The sequence below is a fragment of the Archangium sp. genome, assembly GCF_045802675.1.
Classification (GTDB): Bacteria; Myxococcota; Myxococcia; order Myxococcales; family Myxococcaceae; genus Archangium.
Genome location: NZ_JBJMQO010000005.1, coordinates 117464 through 137857 on the forward strand (window position 1 = coordinate 117464; position 20394 = coordinate 137857).

16 protein-coding genes are annotated in these 20394 nt (G+C 68.2%); 9 read left to right on the top strand and 7 right to left on the bottom strand.

Annotated elements, in window-relative coordinates; all coding sequences use genetic code 11:
• Window positions 1–54 precede the first annotated feature (54 nt).
• A complete protein-coding gene (locus ACJ8AN_RS01205) occupies window positions 55–5394 on the top strand; it encodes an AAA family ATPase (RefSeq protein ID WP_407753319.1) in 5340 nt (1779 codons plus the stop codon).
• A gap of 145 nt (window positions 5395–5539) precedes the next feature.
• Window positions 5540–6922, top strand: a complete 1383-nt coding sequence (locus tag ACJ8AN_RS01210; protein WP_407753320.1) for an alkaline phosphatase family protein — start codon at window positions 5540–5542, stop codon at window positions 6920–6922.
• 56 nt (window positions 6923–6978) lie between these two features.
• On the opposite strand, the gene ACJ8AN_RS01215 is transcribed toward ACJ8AN_RS01210, so the two are convergent.
• The 3 genes from ACJ8AN_RS01215 to ACJ8AN_RS01225 are packed head-to-tail and all read right to left on the bottom strand — an operon-like array spanning window position 6979 to window position 9550.
• Window positions 6979–7485, bottom strand: a complete 507-nt coding sequence (locus ACJ8AN_RS01215) for a GDYXXLXY domain-containing protein (protein ID WP_407753321.1) — start codon at window positions 7483–7485, stop codon at window positions 6979–6981.
• Complete coding sequence (locus ACJ8AN_RS01220) at window positions 7485–8558, bottom strand: DUF4401 domain-containing protein (RefSeq protein ID WP_407753322.1); 1074 nt, start codon at window positions 8556–8558, stop codon at window positions 7485–7487. The genes ACJ8AN_RS01215 and ACJ8AN_RS01220 overlap by 1 nt, the downstream gene beginning before the upstream one ends.
• 2 nt (window positions 8559–8560) lie before the next feature.
• Entirely contained in the window at window positions 8561–9550 is a 990-nt protein-coding gene (locus ACJ8AN_RS01225) for a DUF2157 domain-containing protein (protein ID WP_407753323.1), read from the bottom strand.
• Window positions 9551–9600: 50 nt separating this feature from the next.
• On the opposite strand from ACJ8AN_RS01225, the gene ACJ8AN_RS01230 reads away from it, so the two are divergent.
• The gene (locus tag ACJ8AN_RS01230) at window positions 9601–10344 is read left to right on the top strand and encodes a DNA alkylation repair protein (RefSeq protein ID WP_407753324.1); all 744 of its coding nucleotides are present in this window, start codon (window positions 9601–9603) and stop codon (window positions 10342–10344) included.
• A 36-nt stretch (window positions 10345–10380) separates the two neighbouring features.
• Here ACJ8AN_RS01230 and ACJ8AN_RS01235 read toward each other — a convergent pair whose 3' ends face one another.
• The 3 genes from ACJ8AN_RS01235 to ACJ8AN_RS01245 all read right to left on the bottom strand — a co-directional run bounded on the left by ACJ8AN_RS01235 (window position 10381) and on the right by ACJ8AN_RS01245 (window position 13004).
• Complete coding sequence (locus tag ACJ8AN_RS01235; protein ID WP_407753325.1) at window positions 10381–11163, bottom strand: DNA polymerase beta superfamily protein; 783 nt, start codon at window positions 11161–11163, stop codon at window positions 10381–10383.
• A complete protein-coding gene (locus ACJ8AN_RS01240; RefSeq protein WP_407753326.1) occupies window positions 11160–12464 on the bottom strand; it encodes a DNA polymerase beta superfamily protein in 1305 nt (434 codons plus the stop codon). Before ACJ8AN_RS01240 ends, ACJ8AN_RS01235 begins: the two co-directional genes overlap by 4 nt.
• Before the next feature lie 69 nt (window positions 12465–12533).
• The gene (locus tag ACJ8AN_RS01245) at window positions 12534–13004 is read right to left on the bottom strand and encodes a hypothetical protein (protein ID WP_407753327.1); all 471 of its coding nucleotides are present in this window, start codon (window positions 13002–13004) and stop codon (window positions 12534–12536) included.
• A 128-nt stretch (window positions 13005–13132) separates the two neighbouring features.
• On the opposite strand from ACJ8AN_RS01245, the gene ACJ8AN_RS01250 reads away from it, so the two are divergent.
• Entirely contained in the window at window positions 13133–14695 is a 1563-nt protein-coding gene (locus ACJ8AN_RS01250; RefSeq protein WP_407753328.1) for a hypothetical protein, read from the top strand.
• 11 nt (window positions 14696–14706) lie between these two features.
• Window positions 14707–15339 carry a pentapeptide repeat-containing protein gene (locus tag ACJ8AN_RS01255; RefSeq protein WP_407753329.1) on the top strand — a complete coding sequence of 211 codons (633 nt, stop codon included), beginning with the start codon at window positions 14707–14709 and terminating at the stop codon, window positions 15337–15339.
• Between the two features lie 39 nt (window positions 15340–15378).
• On the opposite strand, the gene ACJ8AN_RS01260 is transcribed toward ACJ8AN_RS01255, so the two are convergent.
• A complete protein-coding gene (locus tag ACJ8AN_RS01260) occupies window positions 15379–16269 on the bottom strand; it encodes an alpha/beta fold hydrolase (RefSeq protein WP_407753330.1) in 891 nt (296 codons plus the stop codon).
• Between the two features lie 164 nt (window positions 16270–16433).
• Here ACJ8AN_RS01260 and ACJ8AN_RS01265 point away from each other — a divergent pair, with 164 nt between their 5' ends.
• Genes ACJ8AN_RS01265 through ACJ8AN_RS01280 form a run of 4 tightly spaced genes read left to right on the top strand, consistent with a single transcriptional unit; the run spans window position 16434 to window position 20339 of the window.
• Window positions 16434–17423: an AAA family ATPase gene (locus ACJ8AN_RS01265; protein ID WP_407753331.1), complete on the top strand. Its 990-nt coding sequence runs from the start codon at window positions 16434–16436 to the stop codon at window positions 17421–17423.
• Window positions 17424–17453: 30 nt separating this feature from the next.
• Window positions 17454–18335, top strand: coding sequence for a DUF58 domain-containing protein (locus ACJ8AN_RS01270; protein ID WP_407753332.1), 882 nt, complete (start codon window positions 17454–17456; stop codon window positions 18333–18335).
• Window positions 18332–19345: a hypothetical protein gene (locus ACJ8AN_RS01275; protein WP_407753333.1), complete on the top strand. Its 1014-nt coding sequence runs from the start codon at window positions 18332–18334 to the stop codon at window positions 19343–19345. The genes ACJ8AN_RS01270 and ACJ8AN_RS01275 overlap by 4 nt, the downstream gene beginning before the upstream one ends.
• On the top strand, window positions 19326–20339 hold the full coding sequence (locus tag ACJ8AN_RS01280) for a vWA domain-containing protein (RefSeq protein WP_407753334.1): 1014 nt from the start codon (window positions 19326–19328) through the stop codon (window positions 20337–20339). The genes ACJ8AN_RS01275 and ACJ8AN_RS01280 overlap by 20 nt, the downstream gene beginning before the upstream one ends.
• The last annotated feature ends 55 nt before the right edge of the window (window positions 20340–20394 follow it).

Consider the following 20394-nt stretch of genomic DNA (forward strand, 5'->3'; position numbering starts at 1 on the left):
CGGATGGCCTCCAGCGCCACCGGTTCCAGCAAGAGCGACAGGGGAGAACCCGACATGGTCACGTTCATGCCCGGCTATCGGGTGACGGAGCAACTCCACACAGGTCAGGGCTCGAACGTCTACCGGGGCATACGGGATTCGGACGGACGGGCGGTGGTGCTCAAGGAGCTCAAGCCCGCCTATCCACCTCCGGAGAAGATCGCCTGGTTCAAGCGCGAGTACGAGCTGCTCCGCGCGCTGGACACCCACGGAGTGGTGAAGGCCCACGAGCTGGGGACGAGCCAGTACCGCTGGGTGATGGTGCTGGAGGACTTCGGGGGCGAGTCGCTCGACCGCATCCTGCGGCGGCGCCGGTTGTCCCTGGAGGAAGTGCTCTCGCTGGCGATCGAGCTCGTGAACGCGCTGGGCCAGGTGCACCAGCGCGGCTTGATCCACAAGAACATCAACCCCGGCAACATCGTCTGGAACCCGGAGCGCCACGAGCTCAAGCTCATCGACTTCGGGATCGCGACGGAGCTCCCACGGCAGAGCGCGCCTCCGAGGAACCCAGAAGTCATCGAGGGAGTGCTCGCGTACATCTCGCCCGAGCAGACGGGGCGGATGAACAGGACCCTCGACTTCCGCTCCGACTTCTACTCGCTCGGCGTGACGCTCCACGAGCTGCTCACCGGCCAGCTGCCCTTCCAGGCCTCGGATCCGTTGGAGCTCGTCCACAGCCACATCGCCCGGCAACCCACGCCGCCCCACGAGCTCGACCCGTCCATCCCCAGGCCCGTCTCGCTGCTGGTGATGAAGCTGATGGCCAAGACCGCCGAGTCCCGCTACCAGAGCGCCTACGGCATCAAGGCCGACCTTCACGAGTGCCTGAACCCGCTCCGGGCGCGTGGGACGGTGGAGGACTTCCCCCTCGGGCGGCAGGACACCCGCGAGCGTTTCCAGCTTCCGCAGAAGCTCTATGGCCGCGAGAAGGAGCTGGAGCGGTTGCTCGCCACCTTCGACCGGGTCGCGGCGGCCCCGGGACGCGCCGGGCTGATGCGGGTGACGGGCCACCCTGGCATTGGCAAGTCGGTGCTCGTGCGGGAGCTCTACAAGCCGCTCACGGCCCGGCGGGGTTACCTCAGCTCGGGGAAGTTCGAGCAGCTCCAGCGGAACACGCCGTACTCCGCCGTGGCGGATGCGTTCCGGTCGCTGGTGAAACAGCTGCTCGGTGAGAGCGAGGCCCAGGTCAATCAGTGGCGGGAGCAGCTCCTGGCCGCGCTCGGCCCCAACGGGCGCGTCCTCATCGAGCTCATCCCAGAGGTGGAGCTCCTCATCGGCGCGCAGCCTCCTGTCGAGCAGCTCGGAGCGGCCGAGGCGCAGAACCGCTTCAACCTGGTCTTCCAGCGCGCCATGCGGGTGTTCGCCCAGCCTCAACACCCGCTCGTGCTCTTCCTCGACGATCTCCAGTGGGCGGACTCCGCCAGCCTGCAATTGATCGGGCTGGTGATGCGTGACGACGAGCTCCGCCACCTCTTCCTTATCGGTGCGTACCGGGACAACGAGGTGGGCCCCGCCCACCCACTGACGATGCTCCTCGACTCGCTGGATAAGGGGGGAACCGTTCTCGAGGAGCTGCACCTCGGACCGCTGAGCCTCGCCCAGACCGCGGAGCTGCTCGCCGACACGGTGGGGCAGACACCGGAGACGGTGAGCCCACTGGCGGAGCTCGTCCACCGCAAGACCGAGGGCAATCCCCTGTTCGTCGGTGAGCTGCTCAAGCAGGTCCATCAGGAGGGGCTGCTCACCTTCGACGCACGGGAAGGCCGCTGGCGCTGGGACATCGCCCTCATCGAGGAGAAGGGCCTGACCGACAACGTCGTGGAGCTGCTGGCCGGCAACCTGAAGCGGCTGGCAGTGCCGACGCAACAGGCGTTGACGCTCGCGGCATGCCTCGGACACACCTTCGACCTGCGCACGCTGGCCATCATCCAGGAGCGGACGCTCGTGGACACGGCGGAGCTGCTCGCCCCGGCGCTCCAGGCAGGCTTCCTCCTCATGGCTTCCGAGCCCGAGGTGCGGACCGGGCAGGACGGTGAGCCCTCCCTGCTCGTCCACGACTACAAATTCGTGCACGACCGGGTGCAGCAGGCGGCATACGCGCTCATCGGTGAGGACGAGCGCAAGGCGGTCCATCTGCGGATCGGCCGGTTGATGCTCGCGAACCCGGCGCGGCGGGAGCGCCGTGAGCAGGTCTTCGAAACCGTGCGCCAGTTGAACCTGGGGCGCACGCTGATGACCGATGAAGGGGAACGGCTCGCGCTGGTGCGGTTGAACAGGGAGGCCGCGATGAATGCCCGGGCCGCGATCGCCTATGCCTCGGCACGGGAGTACCTCACCGTGGCCATGGAACTGCTACCCGGCCGGGCCTGGGAAGAGCAATTCGAGCTGACGCTCCACCTGCACCAGGAGCTCGGCGACATCGAGTACCTCAACGGCAACCGCGACAAGTCCGAGCCCCTCCTCCGGCTGGCATTGGAACGTGCCCAGACGCCGCTCGACAAGGCCAACATCCACAACCTGCTGGTGCTCCAGCTTTCGATATGGGCCAGGTATCAGGAGGCGCTCCAGGATGCCCGGAAGGGCCTCGCGCTGCTGGGAATGGACCTCCCGGAGGGGGACGCGACAGCGGCCATGCAGGCGGAGTTCGCCCAGGTCCAGAAGCGCCTGGGAGGGTGTGACCCCTCCTCGCTGTTGCACCTGCCTCCGATGTCAGATCCCCATGCCCGACGCATGACGCGGCTCATCGGTGACGCCCTGCTCCCCGCGCTCATCGTGGATCAGCCGCTGTACAGGCTGATGATCTTCAAAGCCGTCAATTTGATGCTCCAGCACGGGCCCCATCCGGAGTCCCTGGAATTGTTCGCCGGCTATGGGTACTTGCTGGGCGCCATGACGGGCCAGCACCGCGCCGGTCACGAGTTCGGATTGCTGGGGCTGAAGCTGAGCGAGCGGTTCGGCAACCTCGCGAGCAAGTGCAGGGTCATCCGCTTCCTCGTCAACAACCTGGCCCCCTGGGTGGAGCACCTCCGGGACGCTTATCCCTTGCACGACGTCGGCTACCAGGCGGGGCTCGAATCGGGGGAACTGGGGTGCGCGAGTGCCATCCTCTTCTCCAAGCTGTTCTACCAGCTCTACGAGGGCATGCCGCTCTCCCAGGTGCGAGCGGACCTGCAACAGTTCATTCTCTTCGCGCAGAAGGTCAAGCATCAGTTCGGTGGGGACGTGATGCTGGGGATGAAGCTCATCGTGGCCAACCTGAGCGGTACAACGGCGGGCCGGCTCGACTTCAGCGCGGACGGTCTGACCGAGGAGACGTTCCTCGCACAATGCCAGACGAAAAAGAGCTTTCCAGCCATCAGCGCATTCTACGTCTTCAAGACCCTGGTGCTCTGTCACCACGGGGAGACCGCCGCCGCGCTCGAGGCCGCGAATCATGCGGAGAAACACATCCGTAACATCGCGGGCGCGGCGGTGGCCCAGCACAACTTCTACACCTCCCTGTGCCTCGCCGCGGAGTCCGCGAAGCAGTCAGGAGAGGAGCAGCGGAAGTCCTGGGCCCGGCTCGAGGCCAATCAGAAACAGATGAAGCAATGGGCGGAGCTCTGCCCCGCGAACTACGCCCACATGCATGCCCTGGTGGCGGCGGAGATGGCGCGTCTGTCTGGCGAGCACTCCGAGGCGATGGGGCTGTATGAGCAGGCCATCGCGCTGGCCAACCAGCACGGTTTTCCCCACCAGGAGGCATTGGCCAACGAGCTGGCCGCGCGCTTCTGCCGGGAGCGAGGCCAGGAACAGCGCGCCCGCGAGCTGCTGGAGGCCGCCTGTTACCGCTACCGGCTGTGGGGGGCCGTTCACAAGGTGAAGGACCTGGCCGCGCAGCATCCCCATCTCCGCGGAGACCCGGTGCAAACCCGGACTGGCGGTGCTCCTTCCAGCAACGCGGGGCCGGGGGCTTCCGGTGCGCTCGATCTCATCAGCATCGTCAAGGCCTGCCAGGCGATCTCCAGTGAGATCGTGCTCGACAAGCTCCTCTCCAAGCTGATGGGCCTCGTGATTGAGAACGCCGGAGCCCAGCGGGGTGTCCTCCTCCTGGAGGAAGACGGGCAATGGATGGTTCACCTCGACGCGGGCCTGGAGGCGGGGAGCCCTCCCGGCGCCCAGACGATCCCCACGGCGGCCGAGGGCTACCCGTCCATCGCGCGGGGCCTCATCAACTACGTCGCTCGGACGAGGGAGAGCATCATCCTCAACGACGCGCTCCACGAGGGAGCTTTCACGCGGGACCCGTACGTCACCCGCGCCGAGCCCCGCTCCATCCTCGGCACGCCCCTCATCAACCAGGGGCAGATGGTGGGCATCCTGTACCTGGAGAACAACCTCACCACCGGCGCCTTCACGCCCGAGCGGCTCGAGTTCTTGCGGCTGCTGTCGCATCAGATCGCCATCTCCATCCAGAACGCGCTGCTCTACGACGAGATGGAGAAGAAGGTGGAGAAGCGGACCGAGGAGCTACGGGCCCGCAACACGGATCTGCAGTCCGCGCTCCAGCACCTCCGGGAGACGCAGCTCCAGCTCGTCCAGGCGGAGAAGCTGGCGTCGCTGGGGCAACTGGCCGCTGGCATCGCGCACGAAATCAAGAACCCACTCAACTTCATCAACAACTTCGCCGAGCTCAATGTCGAGCTCATCCGGGAACTGTTCGATGAGCTGAAGAACAATTCCTCGCTCTCTTCGAGAGACATCGAAAGCCTGCTCACGGATGTGAGGACCAATGAGGAGCGGATCCTCCAGCACGGCAAACGCGCCGACGACATCGTCCGCGGCATGATGCAGCACGCGAGAGGGGCCTCCGGCGAGCGCCAGCTCACGGGCGTCAACGCGCTGGTGGACGAGTACGTCGAGCTGGCGCGGCACGGCCTCAAGGGGCTGGAGGCGAAAGGCGGCGTGGTGCTCGAGCGGGCCTATGACGGGGCCGCCGGCAAGGCCGAGCTGGTTCCGCAGGACATCGGGCGTGTGCTCGTCAACCTGCTCAACAACGCCTTCTATGCCGTTCGCGAGCGCCAGCTCTCCTCGCCCCATGGACAGTACGTCCCCCAGGTCGCCGTCCGCACCCGCGGGCAGGGCCAGAACGTGGAGATCCTCGTCGAGGACAACGGTGTGGGTATCCCGGCCGCCTCGAAGAGCAGGATCTTCGAGCCCTTCTTCACGACGAAGCCTCCCGGCGCCGGGACGGGGCTGGGCCTGTCCCTGAGCTACGACATCGTGGTGCAGGGGCATCGCGGGATGCTCCGTGTCGAGAGCCAGGAGGGCCAGGGGGCGACCTTCATCGTCTCCCTGCCGTCCGCCGGCGAATAGGGCGCAGAGGCGGCTGGCGCCTGTTCAGCCGTCAGCGTTCCGCCGTGCTCCCGTCACGTCTGGTGTTGAGGTGGCCCCCCGGGTCCTGCTCACGTAGGCCAGGCGGAGCACGGGTGCGCGTGCTCCGCCGAAAGGCTCCTCCGCGATGACTCTCTCCGTTCCCATCCGCCGGCTCACGCTGCTCACGCTCTCCGTTGCTTCCCTGGGATTGCTCTCCTGCGACGACGAGCCCACCCCCCAGGAGCAGTTGAGGAAGAAGATCAACCACGTGGTGGTGCTCTTCCTGGAGAACCGCAGCTTCGACAACCTGTATGGCGAGTTCCCTGGCGCCGACGGGCTGGCGAACGCGGTCAACGCGCCTCCCCAGGTGGGCCCGGATGGCAGCCCGTACGCGGTGCTGCCGCAGCCCATGAACACGTCCGTGAGCCCCGCCGTTCCTGACAGCCGCTTCCCGGCGGACCTGCCCAACGCGCCCTTCAACATCGACCAATACGTCCCGGCGGACCAGGCCACGGGCGACCTCGTGCACCGCTTCTACCAGGAGCAGCGGCAGATCAACGGCGGCAGGATGGACAGGTTCGCCCAGGTCAGCGACGCGAAGGGTCTGGTGATGGGCTACTACCACACCGAGGGCCTGCCCGTGGCCGCCGAGGCCCGGAAGTACACGCTCTGCGATCGCTTCTTCCACGCCGCTTTCGGGGGCTCGTTCCTCAATCACATCTGGCTCATCGCCGCGGCGAGCCCCGTGTTCCCCGGCGCGCCGGCCAGCATGGTCGCCCAGCTCGACGCCCAGGGGAACCTGGTGAAGGACGGCGCCGTCACCCCCGATGGGTACGTCGTCAACACCGCGTTCACGGTGAATGCACCACACCCCTCGACCACGGCCGCCGAGCAGCTCGTGCCCAACCAGACGCTACCAACGATTGGTGACAGGCTTTCGGAGGCGGGCCAGTCCTGGGCCTGGTACTCGGGTGGCTGGAATGACGCCATCGCGGGGAAGCCGGATCCCAAGTTCCAGTTCCACCACCAGCCCTTCGCCTACTTCGCGCCCTACGCGGATGGCACGCCGGGCCGGGCCGAGCACCTCGAGGATGAGCAGGACTTCCTGGCCGCCGCCCACGCGGGGACCCTGCCCGCGGTGTCCTTCGTGAAGCCGCTCGGTCCCGAAAACGAGCACCCCGGCTACGCCAACATCATCGACGGCGAGCAGCATGTGATTGAGCTCATCAACGCGGTGCGCTCGGGGCCGCAATGGAACGACACGGCCATCATCATCACCTACGACGAGAACGGCGGCCTCTGGGACCACGTGGCGCCTCCCACCACGGACCCGTGGGGCCCCGGCACGCGCATCCCGGCCATCGTCATCTCGCCGTACGCGCGCAAGGGATTCGTGGACCACACCCCGTATGACACGACCTCTGTCCTCGCGTTCATCGAGCATCGCTGGGACTTGAAGCCGCTCGGCACCCGGGACGCCGCCGCGGCTGATTTGACCGCCGCCTTCGACTTCGACCAGAAGCCCTGACGGAGGCCCGAGAAGGGGCCTCCCAGCAGGGGGGCTGCTGAATCAGGAGCGGTGCTTCACGGCACCGCGCGGCCGAGCGGCTGACGCGCGGCGTTGCGCAGGCCCACGAGCACGCTGGAGCCATCACCGGCCACGCGCAGCTCGCCGTACTTCGCTCCAGCGTAGAGGTCCGACTGGCCTTCCTGGAAGAAGAAGGACTCGGCGCCCAGGCGGACGCGATACTTGCGGACCTTGTAGCGCAGCAGCAGCTCGCCCGGAGCGAGCGGGGTGCCGGGCGTGTCGAAGCGGACGAAGCGTCCCACGCCGTTCTCGTCGCGCCGGAGCACCAGCCGCCCGTCTTCCGCCTCCGCGCCAGCGCTCGCGGAATCGAAGGAACGCACCTCGCGGCTGACGGCGTAGTCGAGCACCATGTAATCGCCCTGCATGAGCGAGCGCGGATCCACCGGGGCGAGCTCCAGCAGCACGGGCGTGCCCTGGGCCAGCACCTGCTCCTTGCGGACGACGAGCACCACCAGGGCCACCACCACGAGGGCCAGTCCGCCGAAGATGACGCGGGCGCGCATCAGCGCACCTCCTCGGCCGCGGGGAAGCGGCGCAGGATGAAGAATCGCAGGCCGAGCAGCACCAGCCCACTGCCCAGCAGCGCGAGCGACTTGGCCAGCAGCGACAGCTGGAGGTCGTAGTAGTAGCCCACGCCGAACACGAGGATGAAGACCACGGCCATGCCGAGCAGCACCACGCTGCGCCGGTGGAAGCCGAGCAGCAGCACGCCCGTGGCGGCGATGACTCCGGGCGTCTGGAGCGTGAGGACGGCGAGGAGCCCGAGCGCGGCGAAGGCCGTCACGCCCGTGGCGCCTCCGGGGTTGGAGTCCGTCTCCTGCAGCACGCGCCAGGCCGAGTACAGCGTCACCACGGCGAGCCCCAGCGTCAGCACACCGGGCGGCAGCTCGGCGGTGCCTTCGCGGAAGAGGCTCACGTAGGCATCATGGAGCCACGAGCGCATCAGCAGCGAATACAGGAGCGTGGTGACGAGCCCGAAGGCCGCGGGCGTCACGAGCTCGCCCCGGGCCCCTCGCTGGAGCCGGCCCTGGTTGAGGAAGAGCAGGTGCGCGAGCACGGTGAGGCCCACCAGCGCCACGTCCATCAGCACCCCGGCGTCGAGCAGGCGCAGCAATATCAGCAGCGCGAGGCCGCCGAACAGCGAGGACAGGAAGCGTTGAGTGGTATCCGGGTAGACGAAGAGAAGCACCGCCTGGAGGACGAGGGTGGCCATGGCCGCTACCTCCGGGCTCTCGGAGAGGACGCCCACGCCGCCGATGAAGAGCCCCTGTCCCGCTAGGCCGGTGGCCAGGGCGAGCTGGGTGAGGAACACGTTGTTCCCCAGGCGCCGTACGGTGATGGCACCTCCGATGATGAGCAGGCCGAGGATGATGGCCCCCGCCTCCTGGCCCACCAACATCCCGAGCGACAGGAAGGCAATGAGGAACAGGGAGGCCACCCAGGCGCCGAATCCGGTGAGGATGCGCACGAACCAGGGAGTGCCCGCGGCCGCGTCTTGGAGGGAGACGAGCGTGGCACGTGCCGGGTCATGGGTCGCGGCGGGCAGGACGTCGCGGAGCGAGGGTTTGAGCGCCATGGCTATGCCTCCTCCGCGCCACGGGCCTCGGCGCGCAGCCACCAGACGGAGAGCCCCACCTCGCCGATGATGAGCGCGGCCATCACGAAGAAGATGCCCACCTCGAAGCCGTCCAACTCGAAGAGGGCGCGGCCGATGAAGGTGGTGAGCAGCGTCATCACGCACACCGCGTCCAGGGTGAGGAGGAAGAGCTCGCTGTGCACCCGGTGGTGGAAGACATACGCCGCCACCATAACTCCCCCGAGCAGCCCGAGCGCCACGAGGTTCTCGGGGTCCGCGTTTCCGGGCGACAGCATCAGGTCCTCCGCCAGCACGAGCAGCGGCCCGAGCGTCATCACCGCCAGCACCCGGGGCAGCCACCGGCCGTTCAGCCACGAGACGCGCCTCGCGAGGAGCTCGTGCGCCAGCCAGGCCCCGCCGTTCACCAGCGCGAGCATGAGTAACAGCATGGTGTCCCGGCCCTCGGCGACCTGCTCCCCGTAGAGAGCCAGGCCAGTGTCCACGAGCAGCAGGAGGAGCAGCCACAGGGGCCCGAAGCGCGCGAGCGCCACCCAGGGCAGCACGAGCAGGCTCCACCCGAGGAACAGCTCATAGGGGTCCGCGCCCGTCTGGTACGCCTGTCCGTAGACGGCGAGCAGCGGGCCCACGAGCACCGCCGCGAAGAGAAGGGCGAACTGTCCGGCGAGTCCCTCGCCCAGGCGCCAGGCCGCGACGCAGGCCCCGACGAGGGCCACCAGCAGCAGTCCCATCTTCCCGAAGCGGTGGAGGGCCGCCCAGTTGTAGGCGAAGAAGTAGATGACGCCGGAGAGCACCAGCAGCGAGCCGAAGCCCAGCAGCACGGCGGACAGGAAGCGCCGCCAGGCGGGCCTCCCGGGCGTGGCGACCGCGAGCTCCAGGGCGAGCTCGAGGCCGGCGGGGGTCAGGACACCGGCATCGGCGAGCGCGCGGAGGCGCTCGGGCGTGGCGGCGAGGTCGAGGAGATCTTGGGACACGGCGGGCGAGGCTATCCTCTCGGGCCCCGTTCCGGCCAGACTCCCCCCCCGTGAGCACCCCTTCCGCCCAGAGCATCCAGGACGAGCTGGCCCGCGCGGCCGACCCCGAGAAGGCCACCTTCTATCCCAAGTTCTTCAAGACGGGCCCGGGGGAGTACGCCGAGGGGGACGTGTTCCTCGGGGTGACGGTCCCGGAGCAGCGGAGGATCGCCCGGAGGAACAAGGCCCTGCCCCTGGAGCAGGTGCGCGAGCTGGTGCACAGCCAGGTGCACGAGCACCGGTTCACCGGCTTCGTCATCCTCGTGGAGCAGTTCGAGCGCGCGGACACGCCCGGACGTGAGCGCCTCTTCGCCTTCTGCCGCGAGCACCTGGCGAGGCTGAACAACTGGGACCTGGTGGACACGGTGGCGCCGAAGCTGATCGGCCCGTACCTGCTCGAGCACCCCGGGCTCGAGCCGCTGCTCCACGAGCTCGCGCGCTCGCCGGTGCTCTGGGAGCGGCGCATCGCCATCCTCTCGACGCTGGCCTTCATCCGGAAGGGCCGATTCGCGGACACGCTGAAGCTGGCGGAGGTGCTGCTCCACGACGAGCACGACCTCATCCACAAGGCGGTGGGGTGGATGCTGCGCGAGGTGGGCAACAAGGACCTGGCGAGCGAGGAGTCCTTCCTCGACCGCCATGCCTGGGAGATGCCGAGGACGATGCTGCGCTACGCCATCGAGAAGTTCCCGAAGGCGAGGCGCGAGCACTACATGAAACCCTCTCCCTCGCCCTCCGGGAGAGGGACGGGGTGAGGGGAGCGAGGACCCCGATTTCCCCTCCGTGCTGCCTCAGAACCGCGAGCGCCGCAGCTCGAGCAGCCACGCCTCCAGCTCCTCGGTGCCCACGGGATCCTCGGGCAGCACCGAGTGCTCACGCGCCGCATCGAGCCGCTCGAAGGCCCGCTCCACCTCACCGCGCCAGTGCTCGGAAAGCCCCTCGGGCAGCTCGCTGCGCTCTCCGCGCCGCTTCCAAGCCACGAGCTCGCCCGCCGCGCTGAAGCCATACCGGTCCATCAGCGCGGTGAGGTCCATCACCACCTCGCCAGTGAGGAGTGCATGCGTGCCGGTGAGCGTCGTGCGCAGCACGTAGAGGAGCTTCTTGGTGGAGCGGAAGCCCGTCTTCTCCCACTCGCGCAGCTGGCCGTGGGCGAAGCCGCGGTAGTGCCGGTGCAACCGCCGCGAGAGCACACCGCGCACCACGGGACGCAGGGACTCCAGCTCGGCCGAGCCGCGCAGCGTGTTCGCCCCGAGCAGCCGCTCCAGGTAGTTGCCATTGCCCTGCAGCACGCCGAACAGCACGGGGCCGACCTCGTTGGACGAGTAGTCCACCTCGACGCCGTCCACCATCTCCAGCCGCTCGGCGTTGGCGCCGCCGCGCTGCTCCAACCGGAGCAACTGCGTGGTGGGGGTGATGTGGATGCACTTGAGGTCCAGGTCGCTGTCGGGCGAGGGAAAACCATACGCGTGCGCGCCCGAGAGGGACACGACGAGGTGCTCGCGCCTGGCGGACTCCTCGTCGAGCGCACGGTGGGCCACGCGCCGCTGGTGCTCCGTCATCAGATGGTCCGTCATGACTCTTCTTCCTTCCATTCGACGGCGGGAGGCGCCGGGGCCTCATTGCCGAAAGGCCCGGGCACCTGGTGCACCCAGCGCCGCGCGAGCTCCTCGCCCACGCGCCGCAGCAGCCGGTCCGCGCGCCCGTAGTCCGGGAGCTGCGGCAGTGTGCTGGTGCGGTGGGCCTCTTCCAGTTCCGGTGCGAGCGCCTCGGCGTCCCGCAGCACCTCCTCCAGCGGGACGCGTCCGGCCTTGATCTCCAACATGCGCGCCTTGTAGGTGCCGGTGACCTCGAAGGTGGGCACCCCCTCGCGCAGCCACCCGGTGGCGAGCACCACCAGGCGCAAGAGGTTGTAGGCGTTCTTTGGCCGCAGCTCGCGAGCGCTGGGCGGACGCTGGCCGCCTCCGCGCGCATAGCGGGTGAGGGCGGCGAAGTCGTTGGCCTCGATGAGGCCCTGGTCCCACAGCGAGCGGTAGAGCTGCTTGAGGTACGTCTTGGCCGCGAGCAGCGCGTCCTCGGGCGAGGGCGCCTGGCGCGGGGAGATGGCCGCGAGCCGCCGGGCCACCTCGTCCAGGTTCGGCGCGGGCTCCTCGCACAGCCACTCGAGCACCAGGTCACGGTGCTCGGCGAGCCGCTGGCTGCGCGTGAGCTTGTCGAGCTGGCTCATGGCGTACCGGCCGAAGCTGCCGAAGATGGCCTTGGACACGAAGGCGTCGCGCTCGGAGAGCAACCACTCGCCCAGCTCGTCCGAGGCGCGGGCACTGGGGACGAAGAGCATCTCCAGGGTATTGGGGTCGGCGCGCAGGGCCTGCTCCACGGCCTTGGAGAGCTCCCAGTACGTGTGGCTGCCATCGGCGCTGACGAGGTCGCGCGCCTTGTCGGCGAGGCCGAAGTGCCAGGGGAGGGGCAGGCCGAAGACGCCGCGCAGGTCGACGTCGGAGGCCTCGTTGGCGAGGCCCCAGGCCTGCGAGCCCACCACGGTCTCCAGCACCACGCAGGGGCGCAGGGCGTCCCAGGTGGCGGCGCGCCGGAGCGCGAACTGGAGCTGGCCCGGCTTGCGAGGCACGAGCTCGTCGCGGGCGTACCAGAGCTCGCCCACGCCGACCACCTGCACGTCGAAGCCACCGCCGCGGGCGCGCACCACGCGGCCCACCACGCCCTGGGGGACGCGCCGGTCACCGGCCACGCGCTCCACGCGCGTCGTCACCTCGGTACCGTGGGGCAGGGGGACGGAGAGCCGGTCCACCTGCTCGTAGCCACGAAGACGGGCCGTTCCCTCGGTCGAGTCCTGCTCGGGAGTCTTGTGTCCGCGGGTCATGGGCGTCTCCGGGTGGGGAGTACAGGATTCCCATGGACGTTACTGGCGGGGACTCCTGACGGCCATCCGTCAGAAGGTCGCGAGCGACAGCACCGGGCTGCGGCGGACCACGGCCTTGTGTGCGAAGGACACGAGGTTGGAGAGGGTTTCGCGCAGCTGCTCCGGCTCGAGGTTCTCCTCATCGATGCGCTCCTCCCAGGCGTCGGCGAGGCCGGGCAGGTTCTGGTCCGTGACCTGGGCAAGCGCCTGGATGAAGGAATCCGTGACGCGCGCGATGATGAGACCGTCCTCCTCGCGGAAGATGAGCGGTTTCTCCAAGGTGCGCTCTGACGTGAGGTCTTCGGTTTTCCGGAGCGCGGCGGAGAGCGCCATCAATTCCATCTCGATGAGTGGAAGCTCGATGTATGTCCAATCCTCAGGCGAGTGCTCCTCGGTCGTGACGATGGACTCGATCGCCTCCGCCTCGTCTTCTTTCGCGATGAACCAGGTCGTGATCTGCACGATGGGCTCCGATGCGCTTGTCCGGCGCGACCCTATCATCCCATGACCTCTTGAGTAGACAGCTGACCTGGAAGTGAGGGGCGCGGGGAGAGACCGCGAGCATCGTTCCTCGTGGCGGCGTGCTTCTCTACTCTGTCAGGTCGGCCATTCCACACGGGAGGTGGGCCATGGCATTGCGCCAAGCTGGAGCCGCGCTGCTGATCTTGCTGACCGCCTGCGCGAGTGCTCCCCGAGTGCACTCTCGTGGCTCGCCTCCGAGCGATGCCGTGGATGCCCGGCAGTACGACGTAGCGGTCATCGAGCCGGGAATGGTGGCCACCCGGCCGGTGCCGGTGGACAAGGCCGCATTCCAGCGCACCTTCCAGCGGCTCGTTCGTGAGGTGCAGTTGAATGGGAAGACACCCCGGCAGGCCGCGCTCGATTTGTTGAAGGAGCAGATGGCGCAGCAGGGTACGAGCCTGGAACTGAGTGGCACCTGGCTGGCGGAGGTGAGCCGGGGTCGAGTTCTCACCCTGGTGCCCGTGGACGAGAGCAACCTCCTCACGCCCCAGGCGGATGCTGCATTACGTGCCAGGTACGAAGACTGGTGCAGGCCCTGGGGCGGGGGTGACTGCCTGGGTTTCTTCGACGACGGGCCCTACCTGCACGCGGACGACCGATACACGCTGGCGCTCGCGCTGGCCTTTGGCTCGGTGCTGGACGAGACGCGCGAGGCGCTGGGGCGGGAGCTCAATCCCCGCGCGCTGATGGCCATGTGCGTGTGGACCGTCGGTTTGTACCTGACGTCCTGGCTGGTGCCCGAGCCGACCACCAAGCTGCTTGCCGCAGGACTGACGGTGATTCTCGTGGCGTGGTTGGGCGTGGACACGCTGTGGGGGTTGCTGGATGGGTGGGCTCTCCTGGTCACCCGGGCGCATGAGGCCACCACCTTCGCGGAGTTGCGTGAGGCGGGCGCGCGGTTCGCCAAGGTTCTGGGCACGGACGCGGCGAGGGCGATGATTCTGGCGGTGGGGGCGCTCACGGGACGCACGCTGGGCGAAGTGGCCGTGCGGGTGAAGTTACTGCCGGGCTTCAGTCTGGCGGGAACTCAGTGGGAGGCACAGGGCGGGGCTGCCGTGTTGGCGCCCGAGGTCGCAATGGAGGGCGTACTGGCCCAGGAGAGCGCACTTGCGCGGGCAGTGGCGGCAGTGGAAACGGTAACGGTCTCGCCCCAAGGCCCGCTCGCGGTGGTGATGCTCAAGAAGGGTGGGGTTGGTGGGCCGACTTCGGGAGGACGCGGCTCCACCATTGTCATGCGCCATCGGGGTGGCAACATGCAAGTGGAGCTTGCCAATGGACAACGCTGGCACCTCCCACGCGGGAAGTCCCTCGCGGACATCCCGGTCGAGGACAAGGTGGGGGACATGCTCCAGGAAGCTGTCACCCGCGCAGCCAACGAATGGGGGCCCGACAAGCTCTCGCGTAATGAGCGCAAGGCCATCGACGAGGCCGTCAAGAAGGGCGAATACTGGCTGGCTCGGTTGTTGGAGCGCGAGGCCCGGGGGCGCTACGTACAAGTCAGGGTGAAAGAGCAGTTCGAGCTCCTCTACGACTTCAGCCTGAGCAAGGGCGTCGACGTGGTTGACCCGGCAACGGGCACCCGGTACGAGATTCTCTCCGGATCGGCGTCGAATCTGGCGCGGCATGGTCGGCGCATGGCGGGCGAGTTCTTCCGGATGCTCACCTTCTGAAAGGGGCAGCGATGGACTGGCTCGGTAACGTCGTCTTCAAGGACCGGGAAATCGAAAACGAGCGGCTGGAGCTGACGGACAAGAAGGCGAACTACATCCTCGGCCCCAACCTGACGCTGAAGAACTGTACCCTCGTGCTGAAGGTGTCCGCTCGGCACCTGAGTCTCAAGCAGCCCCGCTTCATCGACTGCACCTTCGAGGTGAGGCAGGAGTTGAAGAATTACCAGAGCTGGGTGGCCGCGTCCCTGAAAGGCTGCCGGTTCAAGGGTCGGCTGTCAGGGTGTGACTTCGGCCACTGGCCCGAATACAGCAGCCTGCCGTGGTATCAGCACGGTTTCATCGAGGGCTGCGACTTCACCGAGGCCCGCCTCGACGGCTGCCGCTTCATGGGTTGCGACCCCACGACCCTGCGCTTTCCCAAGTGGCCCGGCTTCACCTTCTTGGACCCCATTGGCAGGAGCCAGGAACTCGACCGCATCCAGTGGCCGGGAAGCTTTCGCCCCATCGTAGTGGAGGGCCAGTACAGGGACCCGCCCTCCACGATGGCCGTGTCGCTCTTCGCTCCGATGGAGGCGAAGCGGTGCGGAACCACCGAGGATGAACTCAAGGCCGCTATCGAGAAGTGCGAAGGCGTTGTCTACTGACGCATTGTCTTGATGGGGCTGTGAAAGTGATGGAAACCTTTACGCAATCGCTTGCGTTTCGAGTACAGCCTTCAACTCCGTGAGGGTGCGGTCCAGTTGCTCCAGGTGAGGGCTGTGCCCGGCCGGCACCCTCACGAGCCTCGCCTCCGGCATGACCTTCACCGCGGCCTTGGCCAGTGACACGGGCAGCACCGTGTCGTGCTCGCCCCAGTAGAGCAGGGTGGGCAGTTTCACCTCGCCCAGCCGCTCGAAGCGGTGGAACACGCCGCCCGTGAGCGGCACCAGCGTGTTGAAGGCCCGCGTGGCTTCGGGTCTGCCTCCGGGCACCGTCAGCAGCTCGTAGGCCAGCGCCTCCAGCCTCCGGTTCTCCGGCGTGTCCGGCAGCGGCGCGAGGCGCCGGAAGCGCTTCGGCCCCAGCACTCGCGCCACACGTTCGGGACCCACGCGGAAGAACAGGCGCGCATCCCATGCCATCTCCGGGCCCAGGCCCATCGCGTCCACCAGCACCAGCCGCTTCACCGGCACCCGGCGTCGCAGCGCCAGTTCCAGCGCCACCAGCCCGCCCAGCGAGTGCCCCACCAGCGTCATCGGCCCCGGCGCCAGCCCGGACAGCAGCGCCTCCACCGGCTCGACGAAGAAGCGCAGCCCGTCCTCGGCCGTCCTCAGTGTCCCTTGGGGTACCGAGGAGCACCCGAAGCCCGGCAGGTCCACCGCCAGCACCCGGTGCCTCCGGGCCAGCTCCGGGAGGAGTGGCAACCACATGCTCGCCGCGTTCCCCCGCCCGTGTAGCAGCACCACCGGCGAGCCCTCTCCCCCCTCGAGCAGCCGCAGCTCCCCGCCTCCCGGCACGGGGCACCTCCGGGCGGCCAGCTCGGGGGCCCACGCCTCCAGCATCTGCCACTCCACCGGCCCCGGCTCGCGAGGGCTCACGGGGCTACCCCGTGCGGGTTTCTCGTTCCGGCCATTCCGCCTCCCTCCGAGGGGTGGTACAGACTCCCGAAATTACAGGAATGCGCGGCGTACTGCGTTGTTGAGCCGCGTACCTACACCCCCTAGGCTGCCCGCCTCCTCCAGGGACAGTCGAGACGGCACATATGAACACGGACATCCGGGCGCTCACCGAGCGCGTCCAGCAGGAGAGCAGCTTCGTCGAGGTCCTCAACCACGAGGTCGGCAAGGTCATCGTCGGCCAGCGCTACATGCTGGAGCGCATCCTCATCGGCCTGTTGTGCAACGGCCACGTCCTGCTCGAGGGCGTGCCCGGCCTGGCCAAGACGCTCACGGTGCGCACCATCGCCGACAGCATCAATGCCTCGTTCATGCGCATCCAGTTCACGCCGGATCTGCTGCCGGCGGACGTGGTCGGCACGATGATCTACAACCAGCAGGCGGCCAACTTCACCGTCCGCAAGGGTCCCGTCTTCGCCAACGTGGTGCTCGCGGACGAAATCAACCGCGCCCCCGCCAAGGTGCAGTCCGCGCTGCTCGAGGCCATGCAGGAGCGCCAGGTCACCATCGGCGACCAGTCCTTCCCGCTGCCCTCGCCCTTCCTCGTGCTGGCCACGCAGAACCCCATCGAGCAGGAGGGCACCTACCCGCTGCCCGAGGCCCAGGTGGACCGCTTCATGCTCAAGGTGAAGGTCGGCTACCCCACGCGCGAGGAGGAGAAGGTCATCATGGACCGCATGAGCGGCGGCAAGCCCCCGCAGGCTCAGAAGGTCATCGGCCTGGAGAACCTCGTGCGCGCCCGCGAGCTCGTCCACTCCATCTACATGGACGAGAAGGTGAAGGACTACATCCTCAACGTCGTCTTCGCCACGCGCGAGCCGGGGCGCTACGGCCTCAAGGACCAGGCGGACTACATCCAGTTCGGCGCGAGCCCTCGCGCCACCATCGCGCTGAGCCAGGCGTCCCGGGCCCACGCCTTCCTGCGCCATCGCGGCTTCGTGACGCCCGAGGACGTGAAGGCCGTGGCCTTCGATGTGCTCCGCCACCGCATCGCCCTCACCTACGAGGCCGAGGCGGAGGAGCTCACCACCGAGAAGCTCATCCAGCGCGTCTTCGACCGCGTCGAGGTTCCATAACCGGGTAGGGGAGAGGCCAGGGGGCGCGCCGTGCTCGCCAAGGACATCATCCGCCGCATCCGCAAGCTCGAAATCCGCACCCGCAAGGTGGTGTCGGACATGCTCGCGGGCCAATACCACTCGGTCTTCAAGGGCCGGGGCATGGCCTTCTCCGAGGTGCGCCAGTACCAGCCCGGTGACGAAATCCGCATCATCGACTGGAACGTCACCGCGCGCATGAACGAGGCCTACGTCAAGGTCTTCACCGAGGAGCGCGAGCTCACGGTGATGCTCCTGGTGGACGTGTCGGCCTCGGAGGAGTTCGGCTCGCGCGAGCGCTCGAAGGCCGAGGTGTCCGCCGAGGTGGCCGCGCAAATCGCCTTCAGCGCCATCGCCAACAACGACCGGGTGGGGCTCATCCTCTTCTCGGACCGGGTGGAGAAGGTGGTGCCGCCGCGCAAGGGCCGCTCGCACGTGATGCGGCTGGTGAGCGACATCCTCACCTTCCAGCCCAAGGGCAAGGGGACGGACCTGGCCGCGGGCCTCACGTACCTCAACCGCGTGGCGCGCCGCAAGACGGTGACGTTCCTCATCTCGGACTTCCTCACCCAGGGCTACGAGCAGCCGCTGCGCCTGGTGGGCCGCAAGCACGACCTGGTGCCCGTGGTCGTCGCGGATCCGCTCGAGCAGGAGTTTCCCCGCCTGGGGCTGGTGGAGCTGGAGGACCCGGAGACGGGCGAGCGCTTCGTGGTGGATACGAGTGATCCGCTCGTCCGGGGCCGTTTCGCCCGCGCCATGCAGGCGCAGCGCGAGGAGCGGCGCAAGCTCTTCAAGAAGCTGGAGTTGGACCACGTGGAGCTGAGCACGGGCGATGACCATGGCATGGCCCTGGTGCGCTTCTTCCGCGCCCGCTCCCGGAGGATGGCGGCATGAGGTGGCTGGCTCTTTCCGCGTTGCTCCTCGTGCCGCCGGCCCTCGCCCAGGCCCCGGCCGCGCCGGCTCCCGCCGCGGCTCCGTCGAGCGCGAAGCTGCCAGACGTGGAGCCCCAGGGCTTCCAGGCCAGCGTGCAGCCCGAGCGCGTCGTGGTGGGCGAGCCCTTCGTCTACGAGCTCGTCATCACCCACCCCTCCGAGCAGCGCTACGAGCTGGAGCTGCCCTCGGAGCTGGGGGACTTCGAGGTGCTGTCGCAGTCGCGCACGCCGCCTCAGACGGGCAAGGAGCCGGCCGTCACCGTGTTCCGGCTGAAGATGTCCGCCTTCAACCTGGGCATGCTCACGCTGCCCAACCTCTCCTTCCTCGTGTCCTCGCCGACGGAAGGCCCCAAGCGCTTCGTGGCCCCGGGCCGCACGCTCGAGGTGGGCTCCACCCTGCCCGATGACGCCGACGCCAAGGGCGAGGACCTGCACGACATCCAGCCGCCCACCGAGGTGGCCATCCGCTCCTGGGCGCTCGTGTTCTGGGTGCTGGGGCTCGTGGCCGCCGCGCTGCTGGCCGTGGCGGCGGTGCTGCTCTTCAAGAAGTACCGAGACCGTCCCAGGGCGCTGGTGCAGCCGCTGCAGCCGCTGGACGTGCGCACCCGCCGGGCGCTGGACACCCTCATGTCCGAGAACCTTCCCGCCCAGGGCAAGGTGAAGGACTTCTACTTCCGGCTGTCGGAGGTCGTCCGCGGCTACCTCGGCGAGCGCTATGGCTTCGACGCGCTCGAGTGCACCAGCTCGGAGCTGATGGCGCAGCTGCGGCGCCTCAATCCCCCCGGCCTGCCCGAGGACGCGCTCATGCGCTTCATCTCCGAGTCGGACCTGGTGAAGTACGCCCGGGCCGAGTCCTCACCGGACATGTGCAGCCAGTCGCTGTCCTTTGGTTACGAGTTGCTGGCGAAGACCTGGCCCCCTCCACCGCCTCCCGAGGCGGCCCCCGTGTCCCATGTTTCTGGACCTCGATAAATACAACAACCCCGAGTACCTCTGGGGGCTGCTGATCGTGCCGGTCCTCTTCGTGTGGGCCTGGCTGGAGCGGCGCTCCCGGGCCGCGCTGCGCTTCTCCGCGGCGACCCTGCTCGCCCGGCAGGGCCGCGGGGCGCGCACGTACATGCTGCCCCTGCTGCCCCTCATGCGCGCCTTCGCCGTGGCCGCCGCCATCTTCGCCATCGCCCGGCCCCAGTCGCGCGACGCGCGCGTGCGGGACATGAGCGTGGAGGGCATCGACATCGTCGTGGCGCTCGACCTGTCCACCTCCATGGAGGCCGGCGACTTCCGCCCGCAGAACCGCCTCCACGTGGCCAAGGAGGTGCTCAGCGAGTTCATCACCAACCGCGTCAACGACCGCATCGGCCTGGTGGTGTTCGCCGGCGCGGCCTACACGCAGGCGCCGCTGACGCTCGACTACGGCGTGCTCAAGGAGGTGCTGCGGCAGCTGCGCACCCGCGTGCTCGAGGACGGCACCGCCATCGGCGACGCGCTCGCCACCGCGCTCAACCGCCTGCGCGACTCGGAGGCCAAGAGCCGCGTGGTGGTGCTCATCACCGACGGCGACAACAACGCCGGGAAGATTTCCCCCCTGGACGCGGCCAGCATGGCGAAGTCGTTGCACATCCCCATCTACACCATCCTCGTGGGCAAGGGCGGCAAGGTGCCCTTCCCCCAGGGCACGGACCTGTTCGGCAACACCGTCTGGCGCGAGACGGAGATTCCCATCAACCCCGAGCTCCTCCAGGACATCGCCGACTCCACCGGCGGCGAGTACTACCGCGCCACCGACCCCGAGGGCCTCAAGCGGGGCCTACAGAAGGTGCTCGACTCGCTGGAGCGCTCCAAGCTGATGGAGGGCGGGGCCTCGGCCAACTACCACGAGGACTACCAGCCGCTCCTGCTGGCGGCGTTCGCACTCGCGGCGCTGGAGCTCCTCCTGCGCTCCACCTTCCTGAGGGTGTTCCCGTGATACTGGCGGACCTCTGGAAGACGCTGTCGGAGCCCTGGCGCTTCACCCTGCTCGG